The organism is Actinoplanes sp. NPDC019969, from assembly GCF_055562375.1.
Map to the genome: position 1 here is coordinate 756201 of NZ_JBVHFK010000001.1, position 18777 is coordinate 774977.

At 70.4% G+C, this 18777-nt stretch carries 14 protein-coding genes, 1 tRNA gene and 1 pseudogene; 8 read left to right on the forward strand and 8 right to left on the reverse strand.

All coding sequences use genetic code 11. From position 1 onward, the window contains the following. The first annotated feature begins 73 nt into the window (after window positions 1-73). Window positions 74-1294, forward strand: coding sequence for a DUF4032 domain-containing protein (locus ACZ3II_RS03645; RefSeq protein ID WP_465516047.1), 1221 nt, complete (start codon window positions 74-76; stop codon window positions 1292-1294). Here the strand turns inward: ACZ3II_RS03645 and ACZ3II_RS03650 are convergent. Next, on the reverse strand, window positions 1274-3037 hold the full coding sequence (locus ACZ3II_RS03650; RefSeq protein ID WP_465516048.1) for an NAD-binding protein: 1764 nt from the start codon (window positions 3035-3037) through the stop codon (window positions 1274-1276). The genes ACZ3II_RS03645 and ACZ3II_RS03650 overlap by 21 nt on opposite strands. A gap of 123 nt (window positions 3038-3160) precedes the next feature. Between ACZ3II_RS03650 and ACZ3II_RS03655 the strand changes: the two genes are divergently transcribed. From ACZ3II_RS03655 to ACZ3II_RS03665, 3 genes and pseudogenes are all read left to right on the forward strand, one after another. Beyond that, complete coding sequence (locus ACZ3II_RS03655; RefSeq protein ID WP_465516049.1) at window positions 3161-4249, forward strand: hypothetical protein; 1089 nt, start codon at window positions 3161-3163, stop codon at window positions 4247-4249. Between the two features lie 75 nt (window positions 4250-4324). Beyond that, window positions 4325-4769, forward strand: a pseudogene (locus tag ACZ3II_RS03660) (DUF6985 domain-containing protein). A gap of 44 nt (window positions 4770-4813) precedes the next feature. Further along, window positions 4814-5299 (forward strand): MSMEG_6728 family protein, encoded by a 486-nt coding sequence (locus tag ACZ3II_RS03665; RefSeq protein WP_465516050.1) that lies wholly within the window; start codon window positions 4814-4816, stop codon window positions 5297-5299. A gap of 48 nt (window positions 5300-5347) precedes the next feature. Here ACZ3II_RS03665 and ACZ3II_RS03670 read toward each other — a convergent pair whose 3' ends face one another. Next, window positions 5348-5758: a GNAT family N-acetyltransferase gene (locus ACZ3II_RS03670; protein WP_465516051.1), complete on the reverse strand. Its 411-nt coding sequence runs from the start codon at window positions 5756-5758 to the stop codon at window positions 5348-5350. A gap of 132 nt (window positions 5759-5890) precedes the next feature. Between ACZ3II_RS03670 and ACZ3II_RS03675 the strand changes: the two genes are divergently transcribed. After that, window positions 5891-7450, forward strand: a complete 1560-nt coding sequence (locus tag ACZ3II_RS03675; protein WP_465516052.1) for an outer membrane protein assembly factor BamB family protein — start codon at window positions 5891-5893, stop codon at window positions 7448-7450. A 57-nt stretch (window positions 7451-7507) separates the two neighbouring features. Here ACZ3II_RS03675 and ACZ3II_RS03680 read toward each other — a convergent pair whose 3' ends face one another. Further along, a complete protein-coding gene (locus ACZ3II_RS03680) occupies window positions 7508-8596 on the reverse strand; it encodes an ABC transporter ATP-binding protein (protein ID WP_465516053.1) in 1089 nt (362 codons plus the stop codon). A 138-nt stretch (window positions 8597-8734) separates the two neighbouring features. Between ACZ3II_RS03680 and ACZ3II_RS03685 the strand changes: the two genes are divergently transcribed. Together ACZ3II_RS03685 and ACZ3II_RS03690 are read left to right on the forward strand one after the other, a co-directional pair. Then, window positions 8735-8811 (forward strand) — tRNA-Thr (locus ACZ3II_RS03685). A gap of 477 nt (window positions 8812-9288) precedes the next feature. Next, a complete protein-coding gene (locus ACZ3II_RS03690) occupies window positions 9289-10404 on the forward strand; it encodes a PQQ-binding-like beta-propeller repeat protein (RefSeq protein ID WP_465516054.1) in 1116 nt (371 codons plus the stop codon). Window positions 10405-10409: 5 nt separating this feature from the next. Here ACZ3II_RS03690 and rlmB read toward each other — a convergent pair whose 3' ends face one another. The 4 genes from rlmB to ACZ3II_RS03710 form a co-directional block, all read right to left on the reverse strand. Next, a complete protein-coding gene (gene rlmB / locus ACZ3II_RS03695) occupies window positions 10410-11537 on the reverse strand; it encodes a 23S rRNA (guanosine(2251)-2'-O)-methyltransferase RlmB (protein ID WP_465516055.1) in 1128 nt (375 codons plus the stop codon). After that, window positions 11537-12952, reverse strand: coding sequence for a cysteine--tRNA ligase (gene cysS / locus ACZ3II_RS03700; protein ID WP_465516056.1), 1416 nt, complete (start codon window positions 12950-12952; stop codon window positions 11537-11539). The genes rlmB and cysS overlap by 1 nt, the downstream gene beginning before the upstream one ends. A 71-nt stretch (window positions 12953-13023) precedes the next feature. Next, window positions 13024-14679 (reverse strand): S8 family serine peptidase, encoded by a 1656-nt coding sequence (locus ACZ3II_RS03705; protein ID WP_465516057.1) that lies wholly within the window; start codon window positions 14677-14679, stop codon window positions 13024-13026. Window positions 14680-14787: 108 nt separating this feature from the next. Beyond that, window positions 14788-16188, reverse strand: a complete 1401-nt coding sequence (locus tag ACZ3II_RS03710; protein ID WP_465516058.1) for a class II fumarate hydratase — start codon at window positions 16186-16188, stop codon at window positions 14788-14790. A 290-nt stretch (window positions 16189-16478) separates the two neighbouring features. On the opposite strand from ACZ3II_RS03710, the gene ACZ3II_RS03715 reads away from it, so the two are divergent. Beyond that, window positions 16479-17087, forward strand: coding sequence for a hypothetical protein (locus tag ACZ3II_RS03715; RefSeq protein WP_465516059.1), 609 nt, complete (start codon window positions 16479-16481; stop codon window positions 17085-17087). Here ACZ3II_RS03715 and ACZ3II_RS03720 read toward each other — a convergent pair. Next, window positions 17084-18760 (reverse strand): fumarate hydratase, encoded by a 1677-nt coding sequence (locus ACZ3II_RS03720; RefSeq protein ID WP_465516060.1) that lies wholly within the window; start codon window positions 18758-18760, stop codon window positions 17084-17086. The genes ACZ3II_RS03715 and ACZ3II_RS03720 overlap by 4 nt on opposite strands. Between the last annotated feature and the right edge of the window lie 17 nt (window positions 18761-18777).

An 18777-nucleotide genomic window follows, 5' to 3' on the forward strand; every position in this document is an offset into this window, starting at 1 on the left:
TGGGCCGTTTCGCACCTGTGTAACGAGCCACCTCCGGCCACGACGCGCCGAAGAACCCGGCACACTTGAGTCCGTGCGCATCACCTCCGCCCTCATCGACCCCGCGCTGCTGGACCTGCCGTGGCACATCCCGCTGGAGGACTGGCCGGCCGATCACCTGGTCGCGCTACCCCAGGGCATCTCGCGGCACATCGTCCGGTTCGTCAAGCTCAACGGCGTCGTCTACGCGATGAAGGAGACCCGCGAGCGGATCGCCGAGAGGGAGTACAACCTGCTCCGCGCCCTGGAGCGGATCGACTTCCCGGCCGTGCAGGCGGTCGCCATCGCCACCGACCGGTTCACCCCGGACGGGGAGCCGCTGGAGACCGTCCTGGTCACCCGGCACCTGCAGTTCTCCCTGCCGTACCGGGCCCTGTTCTCCCGGGTGTTGCGGCCGGACACGATGAACCGGCTGCTCGACGCGCTGGCCGCCCTGGTCGTGCGGATGCACCTGACCGGTTTCTCGTGGGGCGACTGCTCGCTGTCGAACACGCTGTTCCGGCGGGACGCGGGCGCCTTCGCCGCCTATCTGGTGGACGCCGAGACCGGCAACCTCTATCCGAAACTGTCCGAGGGGCAGCGCAGCGAGGACATCGAGATCCTGCGGCTGAACATCTTCGGGGAGTGCCTGGACCTGCAGGCCGCCGAGCTGCTGCACGAGTCGATCGACCCGGAGGTGGTGGTCGACGACATCGTGGCGCGTTACGACCGGCTCTGGCACGAGGTCACGTACGAGCAGGAGGTGTCACGGGACTCCCGGCACCACATCGAGCGGCGGATCCGGCGGCTCAACGATCTCGGCTTCGACGTCGCCGAGGTGTCCATGTCCACGTCGGACGACGGCGGTTATCTGGTACGCCCCAAGGTCGTCGACGCCGGTTACCACACCCGCCGCCTGATGCGGCTGACCGGCCTGGACGCTGAGGAGAACCAGGCCCGCCAGCTCCTCAACGACCTCGACGCGTATAGGGCGGAGAGCCACCTGAAGGACGAGCAGCAGGCCGCGCACCGCTGGCTGACCGAGGTGTTCGAGCCGGTGGTCCGCGCGGTCCCGGCGAACATGCGCCGCAAGCTGGAGCCGCAGGAGATCTTCTCGCAGATCATCCAGCACAAGTGGCTGCTGTCCGAGAAAGCCGGCCGGGACGTCGGGATGGGCCCGGCCGTGCAGAGCTATCTCACCGACGTGCTCGTCAACAAGCCGGACGAGCAGGCCGTGCTGGGCGTCGAGGCCGAGTCACTGACCGGGACCGCCTAGCGGCGGGCTGGCCAGCTCGACGAGGGCCCGCAGCCCGGCCCGGCGGGCGACGACCAGGATGCGGTCGCCCTCGGCGAGCACCCGGCGCGGATCCGGCCCCCAGTCGAGCCATTCCTCGCCGGATGCCGACATGCCGACCACCCGCGCCTCGCCGGGATGGTCGGCGTGTTCCAGCGGCGCGCCGTCCAGAGGGGACAGTGCCGCGACGGTGACCGTGGCGACCAGCACCGAGTGCCGGTCCACCGGGATGGTGGCGTGCACGTCGCGTTCCAGCAGGGCGGCGGCGAAGACCGGGGCGCAGATCCGGGACACGCTGCGTGAGGTGTTGATCTGGAAGGCTGATTCGACGCGCTGCGCGAAGTCGTCGTCGAACAGCCGCAGCACCACCCGCAGGTCCTCGTGGGTGACCCGGGACTGCAGGGCGGCCTGCAGGTTCACCCGGTCGTCGGTGGAGAGCACGACCAGCGCCCGGCACGTGTCGATCGAGGCGGCCTGGAGTGTCTGCGGGGCTGCGGCGTCTCCGACGATCACCGGCACGCCGCGTTTCTGCGCGCTCTTCACCCCGCGGGCGTCGGCCACCCGGTCGATCGCGACGACGCGTACGCCCAGGTCGGTGAGCTGCCGCAGCACCTGCGTGCCGACGTTGCCGAGCCCGACCAGCACGATGTGGTCGCGTAGCGTGCCGGCGATCCGGCCCTGGGTGAGCGCGAGCCGCGCGTTCACCATGCCGTCCACCACCGCTGCCGTGATCAGCGGGATCAGCGCCAGCCCGGCGATGGTCAGCACCAACTGTGCGGCCTGTGCGACCGGGTCGCGGCCGATCTCCACATCGGCCGAGCCGACCGCGGTCAGCAATGTCATGTAGATGGACTCCCAGAGCCCGTGCCGGTCCTTGTCGAACTTCGCCAGCACCAGGCCGGCCAGCAGCGTGGTGGCCAGCGTGATCAGCACCGCGATGCCGAGCTTGCGGCTGAGCGCGGCCCGCAGCGCCCGCCCGATCGCGTGCAGCGGCCGGCGGCGGCGCCCGGCCCGGGCGAGCAGACGCCGGGTCACGTCCTCCCCGGCGGGCCGGCCGGCGGCCTCGGCGAGCACGAGGTCGGACGGCTTCGCCTCCGACGGCTGCGGCTCGGCGGGCAGGGCGGTCACCTCACCGTCCGCGTCGGAGGTGGTCAGGGTGGCCACGACCAGTCGCTCGGGGACGTCGGAGCGGTGGGCGACATAGAGGGTACGGCCGGAGTGGCGGAAGTGGGTGGGCGCGACCTCTCCGAGCGCCGCCGCGACGAAGGCGGGAGCGGCCATCTCGGCGTCCGACAGCACCGCACAGTCCGGGAAGAGCCTGGTCACGCTCTTGCCGAGGGCGGTGTTGAACATCCGGACCACCACCCGGAGGTCCTCCTCGACCTCGCGGGCGCAGAGCGCGGCGTGCAGGTTGACCACGTCGTCCGGCATCACCAGGGCGAGCGCGGCGGCCCCGGCCAGGCCCGCGTCCCGGAAGGTCCGCTCGTCCAGCCGGTCGGCCTTGCGCCACACCACGCCCCGTTCCGCGAGCGACGCGATGTCCGGCACGTCCGGCCGGATCCGCTGCGGAGTGATCACGGTGATGCGGATCCGATGGTGGGAGTTGGCGAGTTCCTCGGCGAGGGTGAAGACCAGCGCATCGGCCCCGCACAACACCAGGTGAGGCCGGGTGTCCTCTTCGGACTCTGAACGGTTGTGGATCTTCTCTACCGGCACGGCACTCACGTTCACGAATCGTAGTCAACCGAAACCGCCTCGTGGGAACGCTCGTTGCCCCATCCGACACCTTATGTCCGACTTGGTGGGTATCGACCGAACCCATCGTCCGATGTGGCCAGGAGAAGATCAGTGCGCAAGTTGTGGTGTGCCGGAGCCATCGCCGGCGGAGTCCTGCTCCTCACCGCGGCGCCCGCTCAGGCGGACGTCGAACCCGCACCCGGAAACGCGCCGGGCGCCCTCAGCACCGCCCTCGGATACGCGTTGGAACCGACCAACGACTGGCGGATGGGAACCCCGCTCGCCGCCGACCCGCTCAGCGGCCAGCCGATGCTGCAACTGGAACCGGGCCGCGACCGGGCCCTGCTCCAGCTGGGCCAGCGCAACGACGTGGTCCGCAACGGCGCCACCGTCGAGAAGACCAGCCCCGGGAAGACGACCACGAGCGGCAAGGCGGCCGACCGTACGCTCGTGCCCGCCGCCGACGTGATCCGTACCTTCCCGCGCAGCGCCCAGGCCCCGGCCGGCGCGCTCGGCGGGGTGCCGGTCTACGGCGTGCCGATGCCGCTGGCCGGCCAGGACATGCGCGTGGTGAACCTGCCGGTGGACGGCCTCGTCGGCCGGCTCAGCGGCCTCACCCCGTCCGGGCCGTCCGCTGTCGGGTTCGTCCCGGTCGCCCCGGGCACCCGTACGCCCTCCCCGGACGAGCGCCCGATCGCCCCGCGCCTGGAGAGCAAGCAGTCCGAGTACCCGCTGCTCGGCGGCCTCGCCGGCGCCCTGCCGGTGATCGCCGACCAGATCGCCGACGTGCAGAGCGAGTACTCCGGCATGCCGATCGGCGGCGAGCCGGTGTGGGCGGTGGCCCGTTCCGCCAAGCCCACCCCGGACGACGACACGGCCCCGGCGGCTTCGGCCTCCCCGGCCCCGTCCACGCCCGCCCCGTCCACCTCGGCTTCGTCCGCCGACGCCCCCACCGCCGGCGCTCCCACCGCTGACGCCCCCACCGCCGACGCCCCGTCCTCCGAGCCGGCGACCACCGACGGCCCGGCCACGGACGCGCCGAGCACCCCGGCGACCACCGGCGGCAGCGCCACCCCGGCCACGCCGGGCCTGCCGTCCGCCCCCGGCGGCTTCGCCGGCGCCCAGAAGCCGAAGCACGCCGACGACCCGCGCCTCCACGAGGAGCCCGTCGACGGTTTCGTCCCCCGCGACAAGCAGTAGCCGTCCCTCAACGAGCGCGCGCCGCGACGTCCACGCGGCGCGCGCTCGCGCACGTCCGGGAAATAGCCTGTACCCATGCACATCCCCGGCGCCGGCGTGCTCACGCTCGACGACGAAGGCGAACACCGCAGCGAACCGGTGCCGGTGCCGCTCTTCGGCGGCGCGGAATGCTCCTTCGCCCTGAGTGACCACGCGGCGTACAGCGCCGATGCCGGCACCGTCCACCGGGCGGTCGCGGCCTTCCTCGCGCTGCGTGAGGACACACTGGCCGCCGCGGCGCCGGCTGCCTACGAGTACTACCGGGACACCGTCGCCCACTTCGACGAGGAAGGCTGGGAGTACGAGACGATCCCCGGGCCGGAGCAGGTGTGGGACCACGTCACGTTCGGCGATCGGGTGCGAATGCTCCTGGGAAATCGAGCACGGCCTGCAACTGGTCCTCCGCGACGGTCTCGCGATCACCCGGATCAGCTCCTATGACGGGTACGTGGTGAACGACGGTCCCGTCTACGACGGCTGAGCGATTACGTGGCCGGATGCCGGGAAGACGCGGACAATTCGGGGATGCAGACGTTTCTGCCGGATCCGGATTTTCTGGTCAGTGCACGGTCGCTGGACACCAAGCGGCTCGGCAAGCAGCGGGTCGAGACGATTCAGGTGCTGCGCGGGCTGACGGTCCCAGGGTACGGCTGGCGGCACCACCCCGCGGTCAAGATGTGGCACGGGTACGAGGAGGCCCTGGTCCGGTACGGGTTGGACATGTGCGCGGTCTGGGTCGACGCCGGCAACGCCGACACCTGCGCGGACACGCTGCGCGCTGATGTCCGGACGACGGCCGGCATCGCGGTGATCCGTTCGCAGCAGGCGCTCGGCGAGGCCGGTCATCTCCCGCCCTGGCTCGGCGATCCGGCCCTGCATCTGAGCCACCGGTCGGCGCTGGTGCGCAAGGATCCGGCGTTCTACCGGCCGGTGTTCGGCGATGACGTTCCCGCCGATCTGGCGTACGTCTGGCCCGCCTCGGACCGCCCGCCGACACTCGTCCCGTCCTGACCAACAGCGTGTGTATTTCGGCCGCTATGCGCGCCCGAAATACACACGCTAGAAGTCCCAGGACAGCATGGTGAAGGACATCTCCTCGGCAGCCCCGGCCCTGCGGTAGGTCGCGAGGGCCGCCTCGTTGTCCGCGTCGGTCGCCACCCACATGCCGTAACACCCCTTCCCGCGGGCCAGGTCGGCGAGCGCCTCGACCAGGGCCGCGCCGACGCCCCGCAGCCGGGCGACGGGCGCGACGCCGAGCTCGTACAGGAACATCTCGGTGCCCTTGTCGGGGTGGGTGGTCTCCACGCCGGTGACCATGCCGATCGGGCGGTCCGCGTCGTCGTAGGCGAGCAGCAGATGGTGGGTGGGATCGGAGAGGAAACGCCGGGTCGCCGCCTCGAGGGGTGGGGTGTCGAAGAGATCCGCCGCGCGATGGACGTCGGCCTCGGCGGTTACCCGTTCGATGCGCATGCCGCCACGATATCCACTGATGTATCGCGGCCCGGCACTGTTTTCCGGCAGCCGCCCGGTCGCTCGGTGGACTGATCATCGATCGGTGAGTCGGTAGCATGACGGGCCGGGACGGTGGAGAGAGGCGAGGACATGGCGGATCCAGGAGACCAGGATGCGACCGTGTCGGAGCCGCCGCCCGACGTCGATGCCGGGGACGAGCCGACGAGCAAGGTCGACCTGCAGTACGCGGCACCGGTCGATCCGTGGGCCGCCGCCGAGGCCGAGTCGATCGCCGCCGGCGGGAAGCCCAGCTACGAGGCGCCCCCGCCGAACCCGGGCGCCACCTGGACCGTGCTCGGCGCCACCGAACCCGACCCCACCACGAAGTCTCGCCCTCGTCGCCGGCTCACCGCTCTGGTGGCGGCCGGCCTGGTGGTCGCCGTCGCGGCCGTGGCGGGAACGGTGTACCTCTGGCCGCGCTACCCGGCCCTGGACTTCCACACCGTCGAGCGGATCAAGACGATCACCCCGCAGACGCCGATCACCTCGGCTTTCGTCGACGCCGAGGTGATCGGGGACCGGGCCTACTTCGCCAGCGCCGACGACACGGGCGAACTGCACGTGGTCGCCGCCGACACCGGCCGCGGCGACGAGACGTTGTGGCAGCGGAGCGCCGGGACGGCGAAGTTCTGGGAGTCGATGACGGTGACGCCGTCGGTCGTGGCGTTCTTCTCCGGGACCGACTCGCTCACCACCCCGCCGAGCAAGAAGGTGGTGGTGCTGAGCGCCGAGAACGGCGACCTGCTCTGGGAGAAGAAACTCGACCACTACGACGAGGTGCTGCTCGGCGCGGAGACCGCGGTCTGGTCGGACCGGGCGGGTGAGCGGCTCGTCGGCCTCGGCCTCACCGACGGCGCCGAGAAGTGGCAGGACACCGACCCGGACGGCACCGTGATCCGCCCGGTGCTGACGCCGAAGGATCTGACCGGGCCGGCCGGCGTCGCGGGACGGCTTTTGGCCCCCGATCTAAGCGATGACGAGCGGATCGTCCAGTTCGACAGCGACCGTACCGTCAAGATCCGCGACATCGACTCCGGCAAGGTCCTGCAGGAACGTAAGGACGTGGCCTCCACCAGCGAGAAGGCCGTCGCCTACGACGGCCGGTTGTTCGTGCTGGAGACCGGGACCACCAAACGGATCTTCGAGTACGACCTGGCGAACCTCGGCGCCAACCCGGGCACCGTGCACAGCGCCGGCTCGACCGACGACATCGACTGGCTCGTGCCGTGCGGCAAGCTGCTCTGCTTCATTCAGACACCGGGGTACGACAGGAAGGCAGCCCGGGTGTACGCCGTCGGCGGCGAGGGCGCCTGGAACGCGGACGCCCCGAACGTCGACAGCCTCGTCGCCGTCGGTGACCAGGGCCTGCTGGCCGACACCGGCGAGGACAGCACCCTGTTCCTCGACGGGAAACCCGCCTGGACCTGGCAGGGCGTCGCGGTCCGGTTGGACGCCACCAATGTGCTCCGGTTCTCCACCCGGCTGACCAGCGCGGTGGCGGACCCGGCGCTGTCCGGCGTGCACCTCGGCGACAAGCCGGTCGAGCTCAGCCTGATGCGGGACGTCCGCTCGGGCACCTGTTCCTGGAACACCTCGGTGGTGGCCTGCGCGACCGGCGAGCAATACGTCGTCTACTCGTTCGCCGGCTGACCCGACGACAGAAGCGGCCCCCCTTCCACCGGAAGGGGGGCCGCTTCTGTTTCAGCTTCAGATCCGGAAACCGCTGCCGGCGTTGAAGACGTGCAGCGCGCTGGTCTGCGGCCGGATGAAGACCGTCTCGCCCATGTGCGGCATGTAGCGGCGCTCGGTCCGGACCACGAACCGCTCCGAACCGCCCGGCAGGTTCGCGTGGCCGTAGACGTTCGCGTCCGAGCCGAGGTCCTCGACCAGGTCGACGACGATCGGGAGGGCGTCCGGCGACTCGCTGACGACCTCGGCGGCCTCCGGCCGGAAACCGATGGTGACCTTGCCGTCGCCACCCTCGCGGGCCGCGGCCACCTGCTCACGGGTGAGCGGAATGGTCAGCGAGCCGAAGTGGCCGCCGTCCTCGTTCAGCGGAACGGTCTTGATGTTCATGGCCGGGGAGCCCATGAAGCCGGCGACGAAGACGTTGCCGGGGGTGTCGTACAGCGCCCGCGGGGTGTCCACCTGCTGCAGCACGCCGTCCAGCATGACCGCGACCCGGTGACCCATGGTCATGGCCTCGACCTGGTCGTGGGTGACGTAGACGGTGGTGACGCCCAGCTTGGCCTGCAGCGAGGCGATCTGCGAACGGGTCTGCACACGGAGCTTGGCGTCGAGGTTCGACAGCGGCTCGTCCATGAGGAACACCTGCGGCTGGCGCACGATGGCGCGGCCCATGGCGACACGCTGACGCTGACCACCGGAGAGCGCCTTCGGCTTACGGCTGAGGTATTCCTCCAGCTGCAGCAGGCCGGCGGCTTCCTTGACGGCGCGGTCGATCTCCGCCTTCGGGGTCTTGCGCAGCTTCAGGGCGAACGCCATGTTCTCGTACACCGTCATGTGCGGGTAGAGAGCGTAGTTCTGGAACACCATCGCGATGTCACGGGACTTCGGCGGGAGGTGCGTGACGTCCTTGTCGTTGATGAGGATGCGGCCGCGGTCCACGTCCTCCAGGCCGGCGAGCATGCGCAGGCTGGTGGACTTGCCACAACCGGAGGGGCCGACCAGGACCAGGAACTCTCCGTCGCCGATCTCGAGCTGGAGCTCGTTGACCGCGGGGCGCTCGGAGCCCGGGTAGATCCGGGATGCCTTGTCGTAAGTGACGGTAGCCATGGTGAAACGACTTCCTTTCCACCGGCAGGAACGTGCCGGACGATCCGAGTAGAAGGAACTGCCCGGCAACCGTATTTGTTTTCGGTCGCCCTGCCAAGATGGCGATCGCATAACGGGACGTTATGCTGGGGGCCGTTCGCCCCTGTAGCTCAGCTGGCCAGAGCACCCGTCTTGTAAACGGGAGGTCGTCGGTTCGATCCCGACCGGGGGCTCCACAGGCCCCTCGTCCTGCGCGGGCTCGCATCCGGAGCCACGGGCAGGATGAGCCCGAAGCTCGCACCAGCACCCTTCTACAGCGCCCATGCATGGCGCGAGAGCCCCGTGCCCGTGCACCGAGTGCGCCCAGACGCGGAACAAGGCGCCTACAAGATACGGAAGACAGGCGAGCTGGTGGGATGCACCGGTTGCCGTCGGGCGTTTCCGTACCGCTGCGGCCGAGGAGGTCGATCTGGTATCGGAACGCGACGATGGAACGGTCATCGCGGTTGAGGTCAAGGCGGGGACGAGGGTCGATCCGATGCGATCCGGCCGGCATTCGAGCGCTGCGCGCCCGCATCGGTGCGCGACTGTCGTCTTCTACACGGGCCCTCTCGCCTACAACCACGAGGACGGCACTTCGGTGTTGCCCGTTGATTCGCTCTGGATCGGCTGACGGCTCGAGGCCGAACAGGGGCTCCACTCGTTGATCTTGCGTGAACTCCTTCCTGATAACCGCGTTGACGGTGGTCCTCGGGCTGCCCACTCCGCCCGCTCCCGTTCCGGCCTCGCAGTGGACCCAGACCGGGTACGGGCCCGGCCTGACCTTCTACAACCCCTACGAGAACCGCCTGACCGCGGCCTCGGTCGGCAAGATCAGCCGTCGATGGGAGATCGCCACGCATGGCGCCCCGGAGTGTGAGGTCGGCCGGGAGCCGCTGGTCGGGTACGGCTACGTCTACACCAGCGACCCTGGGGGCGTCGGCGCGTACGATCCGGCGACCGGCGCCCGCCGCTGGCACGCCGCGCTGAATCGCCGCGGCGTCACCCGGATGGCGGTGGCCGGCGGCGTACTGGTCACTCTCTCCTACGCCTGCGACGGCCAGCACAGCTTCCTGACCGCGTTCAACGCCACCACCGGCGCCCGGATCTGGGAGGTGCCGCTGACCGTGCCGTCCCAGGACATGATCGTGGACCGCGGTGTGGTGGTGGTGGACAGCCGCCCCGATTTCGAGGCGTCCACCGTCGCGCACCGGCTGACCACCGGCGCCCGGATGTGGAAGCTGTTCGGCACCCGTGGCGACGGACTGCTCTCGGCACAGGGCCGGATCCTGCTGCGGACCGAGGGTGAGGGCTCCCGGGCGGTCGACATCAAGACCGGCGGCACGCTCTGGAGCACCCGGGAGGATTGGTACGCGGTCGGCAGCAACCCGGCCGGCTCACGGTTCTACGTCGGCGGGCGCCACGGTGGGCTGACCGCCATCGACTCGGCGAACGGCAACATCGCCTGGATGTCGCCCTGGCCGTCGCCGTCGGTCACCGCCGACGACGAGCACGTCTACTACCCGCGCCAGCGCACCGTCGTGTGCCTTGACGCGAAGACCGGCAAGCGGCTGTGGTCGGTGCACCTGCCGGACACCGCAGGGCAGCCGGTCCGGGCGGGCGGGCTGTTGTACAGCCCGTCCGGCCTGGACCATCCGCTGTCGATCGTCGACGCCGCGACCGGCCGGGCGGTCGCGGACGGGATGCCGAGCAGCGAGAACTATCCGCCCACGGTCGCCGACGGCCGGCTGTTCCTCACCGACGGCAACCGTTTACGGGCGTATTACTGAACAGGTCAGCCGTGCAGGCGGCGGCGGCTCACCTCGGCCAGGGTGACCGCGGCCGCCACGCTCGCGTTCAGCGACTCCACGTCGGAGGCCATCGGGATGCCGACCCGCAGGTCACACGTCTCGCCGACGAGCCGGGACAGCCCACGGCCCTCCGAGCCGACCACCACGATCAGCGGCCCGATCGCGGCCTCCAGCTGGTAGAGGTCGGTCTCGCCGTCGGCGTCCAGGCCGATCGCGGTGAAGCCGGCCTTCTGCGCCTGCTTGATCGCCCGGGTCAGGTTGACCACCTGGGAGACCGGCACCCGGGCGGCCGCGCCGGCGCTGGTGCGCCACGCGGTCGCGGTGATGCCGGCGGCCCGGCGCTCGGTCATGAAGACGCCGTGCCCACCGAAGGCGGCCACCGACCGGATCACCGCGCCCACGTTGCGCGGGTCGGTGATGCCGTCGAGGGCGACCAGCAACGGCGCGGTCTGCTCGAGCGCGGCGCTGAGAAGGTCGTCGAAATCCTCGTACGCGAACGGCGGGACCTGCAGGCCGACACCCTGGTGCAGCACACCGCCGGTCATCCGGTCCAGCTCGTTGCGGCTGATCTCCAGGATCGGGATGCCCCGGTCGCCGGAGGTCCGGACGATCTCGGTGATCCGCTCGTCGATGTCGATGCCCTGCGCCACGTAGAGCGCCGTGGCCGGGACCAGGGCACGCAGCGCCTCGACCACCGGGTTGCGGCCGAGCAGCAGCTCGGGGCCTTCCTTGGTGGGGTTGGAGCGGCGCCCGGGCGCGACCCGGGGACCACGCGGGCCACCACCGCGGACACCGCCACGAGAGGACTGGGTCCGGGTCAGCCCGGGGGCCCGGCCACCGCCACGACCCCAGGTGGTGTCCTTGGTGCCAGGCTGGCCGACCTTGGGCGCGCGGCCCTCGGCGGCTGCGGCCCGGCGCTCCTTGTCCTGCTTACGGGCGGTCTTCTCGGGCAGTTTCTCGGTGCCCGAGTAACCCTTGTGCCAGGGGCGCTCGTCGGCGGGCAGGGTCTTGCCGCGACCCTTGAGCCCGGCCTTGTTCTTGCCGCCGGAACCGGCCGCGGCGCCCTTCTTGGAGGTCGTACGCTTGCTCGCGTTGAAGGAATTGCCCGGCATCAGTGCTGTTCTCCTACCGTCCATCGCGGCCCGGCCGGAGTGTCCTCCACCTGAATACCCGCGTTCTTGAGCTGGTCGCGCACCGAGTCGGCGGCCGCCCAGTCCTTACGTGCGCGGGCCTGGGCCCGCTGTTCCAGTGCCAGGGCGACGAGCGAGTCGACCACCGGCTTCAGGTCGTTGCCACCCTCGCCGCCGTCCCATTTCGCGTCGAACGGGTCGATGCCGAGCACCCCGAGCATGGCCCGGACCGCGGTCAGCGCGCCCCGGATGGCCGGCTCGTCCCCGGCGGCCAGGGCGGTGTTGCCCTCCCGCACGGTGTCGTGCACGATCGCCAGCGCGGCCGAGGTGTTCAGGTCGTCGTTCATCGCCTCGGCGAAGGCGGGCGGCACCTGCTTGGGCCGGCCGGGGCCGACCACCTCGGCGGCCCGCTGCACGAAGCCCTCGATCCGCCGGTAGGCCACGGCGGCCTCGCGCAGCGCCTCGTCGGAGTAGTCGATCCGGGAGCGGTAGTGCGGGCTGCCCAGGTAGTAGCGCAGCTCCACCGGCCGGATCCCGGCCTCGACCAGGGTGGTCAGGTCGATGACGTTGCCCAGCGACTTGCTCATCTTGGAGTCGCCCAGGTTGAGCAGGGCGTGGTGCACCCAGAACCGGGCGAAGCCGAGACCGGCCGCCTTCGACTGGGCCACCTCGTTCTCGTGGTGCGGGAAGGTGAGGTCGAGCCCGCCGCCGTGGATGTCGAACTCGTCGCCCAGGTAGCGCCGGGCCATCGCGGAGCACTCGATGTGCCAGCCGGGCCGGCCACGGCCCCACGGCGACGGCCAGTAGGCGTCCTGCGGCTCGTCCGCTTTCACGCCCTTCCACAGCGCGAAGTCGCGGTGGTCGCGCTTGTCGCGGACCGGGGCGTCGCCGGCGTCGCGCATGTCGTCCGGCTTCTGACCGGAGAGAGCGCCGTATTCCTTGTACGACAGGACGTCGAAGTACACATCGGCGCAGTCGCCGCCACCGGGGTAGGCGTGTCCGCGTTCGATCAGGTCCTGGATCAGGTCGTGCATCTCGGTGATGTGCCCGGTCGCCAGCGGCTCGTAGGTGGGCGGCAGCACGTTGAGCGCGGCGTAGTCCCGCTCCAGCAGGAGCCGGTTCTCGTAGGCGATGGCCCACCACGGCTTCTTCTGGTCCAGCGACTTCTGCAGGATCTTGTCGTCCACGTCCGTCACGTTGCGGACGAACGTCACCTCCAGCCCGGTGTGCAGCAGCCAGCGGCGCAGCACGTCGTAGTTCACGGCGGAGCGGAGGTGACCGATATGGGGTGCGGACTGCACGGTGACACCACACAGGTAGATCCCCGCCAGACCGGGCGTCATCGGGACGAAGTCCCGGACCGATCGGGTCGCGGTGTCATACAAGCGCAGAGTCACCGTACAAGGGTACCGACTGCGGCGACGGGACGGCCGCCCCGCCCGTGGGACACGGACGGGGCGGCCGGGGATCAGCGGCCGCCGACCGCCGCGTAGGCGTCGACGATGCCGTGACCGTAGAAGCCGTTGAACTTCTTCGTGCCCTCACAGAGCGCGGTCCACTCCGGGGTACGGCCCTCGTCGGTGTAGGTCACCAGCGGCGGCGTCGGGCAGGACTGCTCGGCGGCGGTCCGGTAGAGCTGCCTCTCGACCAGGTCGGGCAGCAGCGTCTTGCCACCCCGGCGCAGGTCGGGGTAGCCGTACCGGCTGACGATCAGCGCGGCGACACCGGAGGCGTGCGGCGCCGCCATCGAGGTGCCCTGCAGGTACGTGTAGTACCCGCACTTGCCGGCCGCGGTGCAGTCCTTGAACACCAGGCCCTCACCGGCCGGCAGGATGTTGCCGGCCTCGTCCACCAGGCCCTCCTCACGCAGCACCTTCACCGGGTAGGTGGAGAGGATCCGGTTGGCCGGGCTGTTGAATTCGGGCGTGCCGAAGTAGTCCCGGGCGTACCCGCCCGGCGCGGCGACCGAGATCTGCTCGAGACCGTAGTTCGAGAAGTCGGACTTCTTCTTCGACGGCCCGACCGACGAGACGCCGATGACGTGCGGGCCCTCGGCCGGCAGGTCCAGGCAGGTGTTGTTGTCGATCGGACGCGGGTACGGGGTGCCGCCGTAGTCCGGGCTGGAGACGTCGGTCCGCGGCTTGCCCAGGTCCTCGTGGTTGTTGCCGAGCGCGCCGACCAGGGTGACGCCCTTGCGGTGGGCGTACACCAGGGCACGCTTCATGCCGGCGATGATGGCCCGCTGCTCCGCCTGGTCCTCGGGGCTGTCGGCCGGGTTCGCGGTGCAGTTGTAGAGCCACGGGTCGACGTAGAACGACATGTTGACGACGTCGATGCCGGCGTCGGCCGCGTAGGTGAGCGCGTTGACCACCGGGTCGAGGAAGAAGTAGCCGTAGTCCTGGCCGCCCTTGAGCTCGACCAGCGTGACGTCCGGCGCGACGCCGGAGACGCCGACCCCGTTGACCGCGGCGCCGATCGTGCCGGCGACGTGGGTGCCGTGCCCGTTGTCGTCGGTGCCGACCGGGTCGACACAGCCGGCCACCTCACAGGGGCCGTCGACGTCGGTCATGTCCGGCGCGAAGTTGCGCGACAGCCGGGCGCTGAAGTGCGGCGCGAGGTCCGGGTTCGAGGCGTCCAGGCCGGTGTCCAGGATGCCGACGGTGACCCCGCGGTCGCCGGACTCGATCTTCCGCGCCTTGTCGGCCCGGATCTGCGTGAGGCCCCACAGCTTGGAGTCCAGCGGGTCCATCTTCGCCGGGCCGCCGTGACCGCCCTTGCCGCCGCGCGCCCCGGACAGGTCGATCTTCTCGATGCCTTTGGGCGCACGGCCGACGGCCTTGCGCTCGGTGGCCCCGATCAGGTCGGCGGAGGCGGTCGCCTTCGCCTGGAACCGGCTGTCGGCCGAGCTGACCCGGTAGACGCCGACAGCGTCGTTACGGCTCACGATGGTGCCGCCGGCGGCCTCGATGGCGGCTGCCGCCTTCGCGCCGGAGACCCCCTCCTCGGCCACCACCGTGTAGTCGACCGCGCTGCCCGGCTCCGCATTGGCGGAACCGGGTGGCGTGGCAAAGAACGCCAGACCTGTCGCGGTGGCGACGGCGCCGGCAATGAGGCGTCTTCTCATGGAACGCGCTCCTCCCAAAGGTGACTAGGAGGCATCCCATCGAGAAACGTCGCTCATGACAAGGTCAATGACGATCTATTTACATCCCGAGGTAATCATCTGAAACGTCTATGGCCGGGTCATTCGGAGCACATCGAGCGCCGTGTCCAGCTGCTCCTCGGTGAGTTTGCCGCCGGCGACGTGGCCGCGATCGATCACCACCTCGCGGATCGAGCGGCCGGAGGCGAGGGCCTGCTTCGCGATCGCGGCGGCCTCGTCGTACCCCAGGTAGCGGTTGAGCGGGGTGACGATCGACGGGGAGCCCTCGGCGTACCCCCGGGTGATCTCCTCGTCCGCCTCCAGACCCGCCACGCACCGGTCGGCGAACAGCCGGGACACCGCGGCCAGCAGCCGGATCGACTCCAGCACGTTGCGGGCCATCACGGGCAGCATCACGTTCAGCTCGAAGTCGCCCTGGGTGCCGGCGAACGCCACCGTCGCGTCGTTGCCGATGACCTGGGCGGCGACCTGACGGACCGCCTCGGGCACCACCGGGTTCACCTTGCCCGGCATGATCGACGAGCCGGGCTGCAGATCCGGCAGGCGCAGCTCGCGCAGGCCGGCCCGGGGCCCGGAGCCCATCCAGCGGATGTCGTTGGCGATCTTGTAGAGGCCCGCTGCCACCACCCGCAGCTGCCCGGAGACCTCGACCAGCGCGTCCCGGGCGCCCTGCGCCTCGAAGTGGTCGCGGGCCTCGGTCAGCGGCAGGCCGGTCTCCTCCGCCAGCAGCCGGATCACCGCCGGGGCGAACCCGGGCGGCGTGTTGACCCCGGTGCCGACCGCGGTGCCGCCGAGCGGCAGCTCACCGAGCCGGGGCAGGGTCGCCTGGAGGCGCTCGACGCCGGTGGTGACCTGACGGGCGTACCCCGAGAACTCCTGGCCCAGGGTGACCGGAGTGGCGTCCATCAGATGGGTCCGCCCGCTCTTGACGATCTCGGCGAAGTCGGCGGACTTCGCGCTCAGCACGGTCGCGAGATGCGCGAGGGCCGGGATCAGGTCCTTGGTGACCGCCTCGGTGGCGGCCAGGTGGATCGAGGACGGGAAGACGTCGTTGGACGACTGCGAAGCGTTGACGTGGTCGTTCGGATGCACCGGGCGGCCCAGGTCGCGGCCGGCCAGGGTGGCGATGACCTCGTTGGCGTTCATGTTCGACGAAGTGCCGGAGCCGGTCTGGAAGACGTCGACCGGGAACTGGTCGTCGTAGCCGCCGCCGGCCACGTGCGCGGCGGCGGTCGCGATCGACTCGGCCAGATCCTTCTCCAGGACGCCGAGGCTCGCGTTGACCCGGGCGGCCGCCCCCTTGATCCGGGCCAGCGCCCGGATGTGGGACGGCTCCAGGCCGCGGCCGGAGATCGGGAAGTTCTCCACCGCCCGCTGCGTCTGGGCACGCCAGAGTGCCGCAGCCGGCACCCGTACCTCGCCCATGGTGTCGCGTTCGATCCGGAAGCCGTTCTCATCAGTCGTCGTCACCCGACCATCCTCTCTCGACCCACCGAGGGATGCAGGCAAGAGCGGAACGACAGAGAATCGAGAGCGACGTACGGCAATGTCTTCGCCAGCCGCCTCGTCACCAATGCTTCCCAAGAGCGCCCCCAGTCGGTCGGCGAGGCGGCCAGGCTCTCAACGGGGGAGGTACAGCCCGCTCGCTCTCACCCGCGAGCGGGCTGTTCGTTTTCCAGCGCTCACACAGGGTTGGACGCGGCTGGATTCGTTACGTACCGTCGTCGGGGTTCCGAGCCCCCGATGAAGAGGACCCTGTGATGCGACGCGTGATTCTGGCCGTGTTCGCGGGCGGCACGCTGCTGACCGCCGGCGCCTGCGGAGACGACCCGAAACCGGCCCAGTTCGCCGCTCCGGCCGCCACCGCCGCCTCCGCCCCGGCCGAGTCGGTCGTCCCGTCGGCCTCGGTCGCGCCGTCCTTCGACTACACGGCCGACAACAACAAGGTCTGCAAGCGCCTGGACAGCACGATCAGCTTCGGCGACTTCGGCGCCGCCCTGGGCAAGATGATCGCCAACAAGGAGGCGAAGCAGACCGCCGACGCGGAGAAGGCCGAGACCACCGCCGCGACAGCGCTCAAGAACGTCGCCACCAAGATCCGCAAAGAGGTCGCCGCCGCGAAGGACCCGCAGCTCAAGCAGGCCGCGGTGGCCACCGCCGCGAAGATCGAGGCGAGCGCGAAGAACCGCGACTACATCGAGTCGGTCAAGACCGCGGCGGACCTGAACAGCCCGCTGAAGGAGCAGATCAACGCCTGGCTCGCTCCCGTCTCGGGTTACTGCGGCACGGTGCCGGCCCTACCGGACGAGACGACTCCGGCCCCGTCCGGTTCCGCGAGCGTCGCCCCGTCCGCCAGTGTGGCGTCCTAGGGCTTCGCGCCGATCTGGAAGACGCTCTTGGGCTTGATCACCTCGGCGAAGAAGTCGTTGCCCTTGTCGTCGACCACGATGAAGGCCGGGAAGTCCTCGACCTCGATCTTCCAGACCGCCTCCATGCCGAGCTCGGGGAACTCGAGCACCTCGACGTGGCGGATGCAGTCCTGGGCGAGCCGGGCCGCCGGGCCGCCGATCGAACCGAGGTAGAAGCCGCCGTAGGTCTGGCAGGCGTCGGTGACCTGCTTCGACCGGTTGCCCTTGGCCAGCATCACCATCGACCCGCCGGCCGCCTGGAACTTCTCGACGTACGAGTCCATCCGGCCGGCGGTGGTCGGGCCGAAGGAGCCGGACGCGTACCCCTCGGGGGTCTTGGCCGGGCCGGCGTAGTAGACCGCGTGGTCGCGCATGTACTCCGGCATCGGCTGCCCGGCGTCGATCCGCTCGGCGATCTTGGCGTGCGCGATGTCCCGGGCCACCACGAGCGGCCCGGTCAGCGACAGCCGGGTCTTCACCGGGTACTTCGACAGCTCCGCGCGGATCTCGGCCATCGGCCGGTTGAGATCGACCCGGACGACCTGCTCGGATTCCAGATGATCGTCGGTCACATCCGGCAGGTAACGGGCCGGGTCGGTCTCCAGCCGTTCCAGCCAGACGCCGGACGGGGTGATCTTGGCGACCGCCTGGCGGTCCGCCGAGCAGGAGACCGCGATCGCGACCGGGCAGGACGCGCCGTGCCGGGGCAGCCGGACCACCCGCACGTCGTGGCAGAAGTACCGCCCGCCGAACTGGGCGCCGATGCCGAAGTCCCGGGTCAGCTCCAGGACCGCGGCCTCCAGCTCCAGGTCGCGGAAGCCGTGGGCCAGCATGCTGCCCGAGGTGGGCAGGTTGTCCAGGTACTTCGCGGAGGCGAGCTTCGCGGTCTTCAGCGCGTGCTCGGCGCTGGTGCCGCCGATCACCACGGCCAGGTGGTACGGCGGGCAGGCGGACGTGCCGATCAGGCGCAGTTTCTCGTCCAGGAACTGCATCATCCGCTGCGGGTTCAGCAGCGCCTTCGTCTCCTGGTAGAGGTACGACTTGTTGGCCGAGCCGCCACCCTTGGCCATGAAGAGGAACTTGTACGCGTCCGGGTGACCGCCCGGGTCCTCGGCGTACAGCTCGATCTGGGCCGGCAGGTTGGTGCCGGTGTTCTTCTCGTCCCACATGGTGATCGGGGCGAGCTGCGAATAGCGCAGGTTGAGCCGGGTGTACGCCTGGTAGACGCCGAGCGCGATCGCGGCCTCGTCGGTCCCGTCGGTCAGCACGTGCCGCCCGCGCTTGCCCATCACGATCGCGGTGCCGGTGTCCTGGCACATCGGCAGCACGCCGCCGGCCGCGATGTTGGCGTTGCGCAGCAGGTCCAGCGCGACGAACCGGTCGTTCGGCGACGCCTTCGGGTCGTCGATGATCGAGCGCAGCTGCGCCAGGTGGGCGGGCCGCAGGTAATGCGCGATGTCGTGCATCGCCTCCGCGGTGAGCTGCGTGAGCGCGGCCGGCTCGACGGTCAGGAACCGTCGTCCCCCGGGGCCCTCGACGACATCGACACCCTCGTCCGTGACCAGGCGGTACTCGGTCAGGTCGTCGCCGGTCGGCAGGAGCGGCGAGTACCTGAAATCGGCGCTGGAGCTCATGAGCGGAAAGCCTAGGC

What these genes read in the sequence shown, in the direction of transcription:
- ACZ3II_RS03665 (WP_465516050.1), top strand. Translation starts at nt 4,814, where the DNA reads ATGCAGACGTTTCTGCCGGATCCGGATTTTCTGGTCAGTGCACGGTCG.
- ACZ3II_RS03670 (WP_465516051.1), bottom strand. Translation starts at nt 5,758, where the DNA reads ATGCGCATCGAACGGGTAACCGCCGAGGCCGACGTCCATCGCGCGGCG.
- ACZ3II_RS03675 (WP_465516052.1), top strand. Translation starts at nt 5,891, where the DNA reads ATGGCGGATCCAGGAGACCAGGATGCGACCGTGTCGGAGCCGCCGCCC.
- ACZ3II_RS03680 (WP_465516053.1), bottom strand. Translation starts at nt 8,596, where the DNA reads ATGGCTACCGTCACTTACGACAAGGCATCCCGGATCTACCCGGGCTCC.
- rlmB (WP_465516055.1), bottom strand. Translation starts at nt 11,537, where the DNA reads ATGCCGGGCAATTCCTTCAACGCGAGCAAGCGTACGACCTCCAAGAAG.
- ACZ3II_RS03705 (WP_465516057.1), bottom strand. Translation starts at nt 14,679, where the DNA reads ATGAGAAGACGCCTCATTGCCGGCGCCGTCGCCACCGCGACAGGTCTG.
- ACZ3II_RS03715 (WP_465516059.1), top strand. Translation starts at nt 16,479, where the DNA reads ATGCGACGCGTGATTCTGGCCGTGTTCGCGGGCGGCACGCTGCTGACC.
- ACZ3II_RS03720 (WP_465516060.1), bottom strand. Translation starts at nt 18,760, where the DNA reads ATGAGCTCCAGCGCCGATTTCAGGTACTCGCCGCTCCTGCCGACCGGC.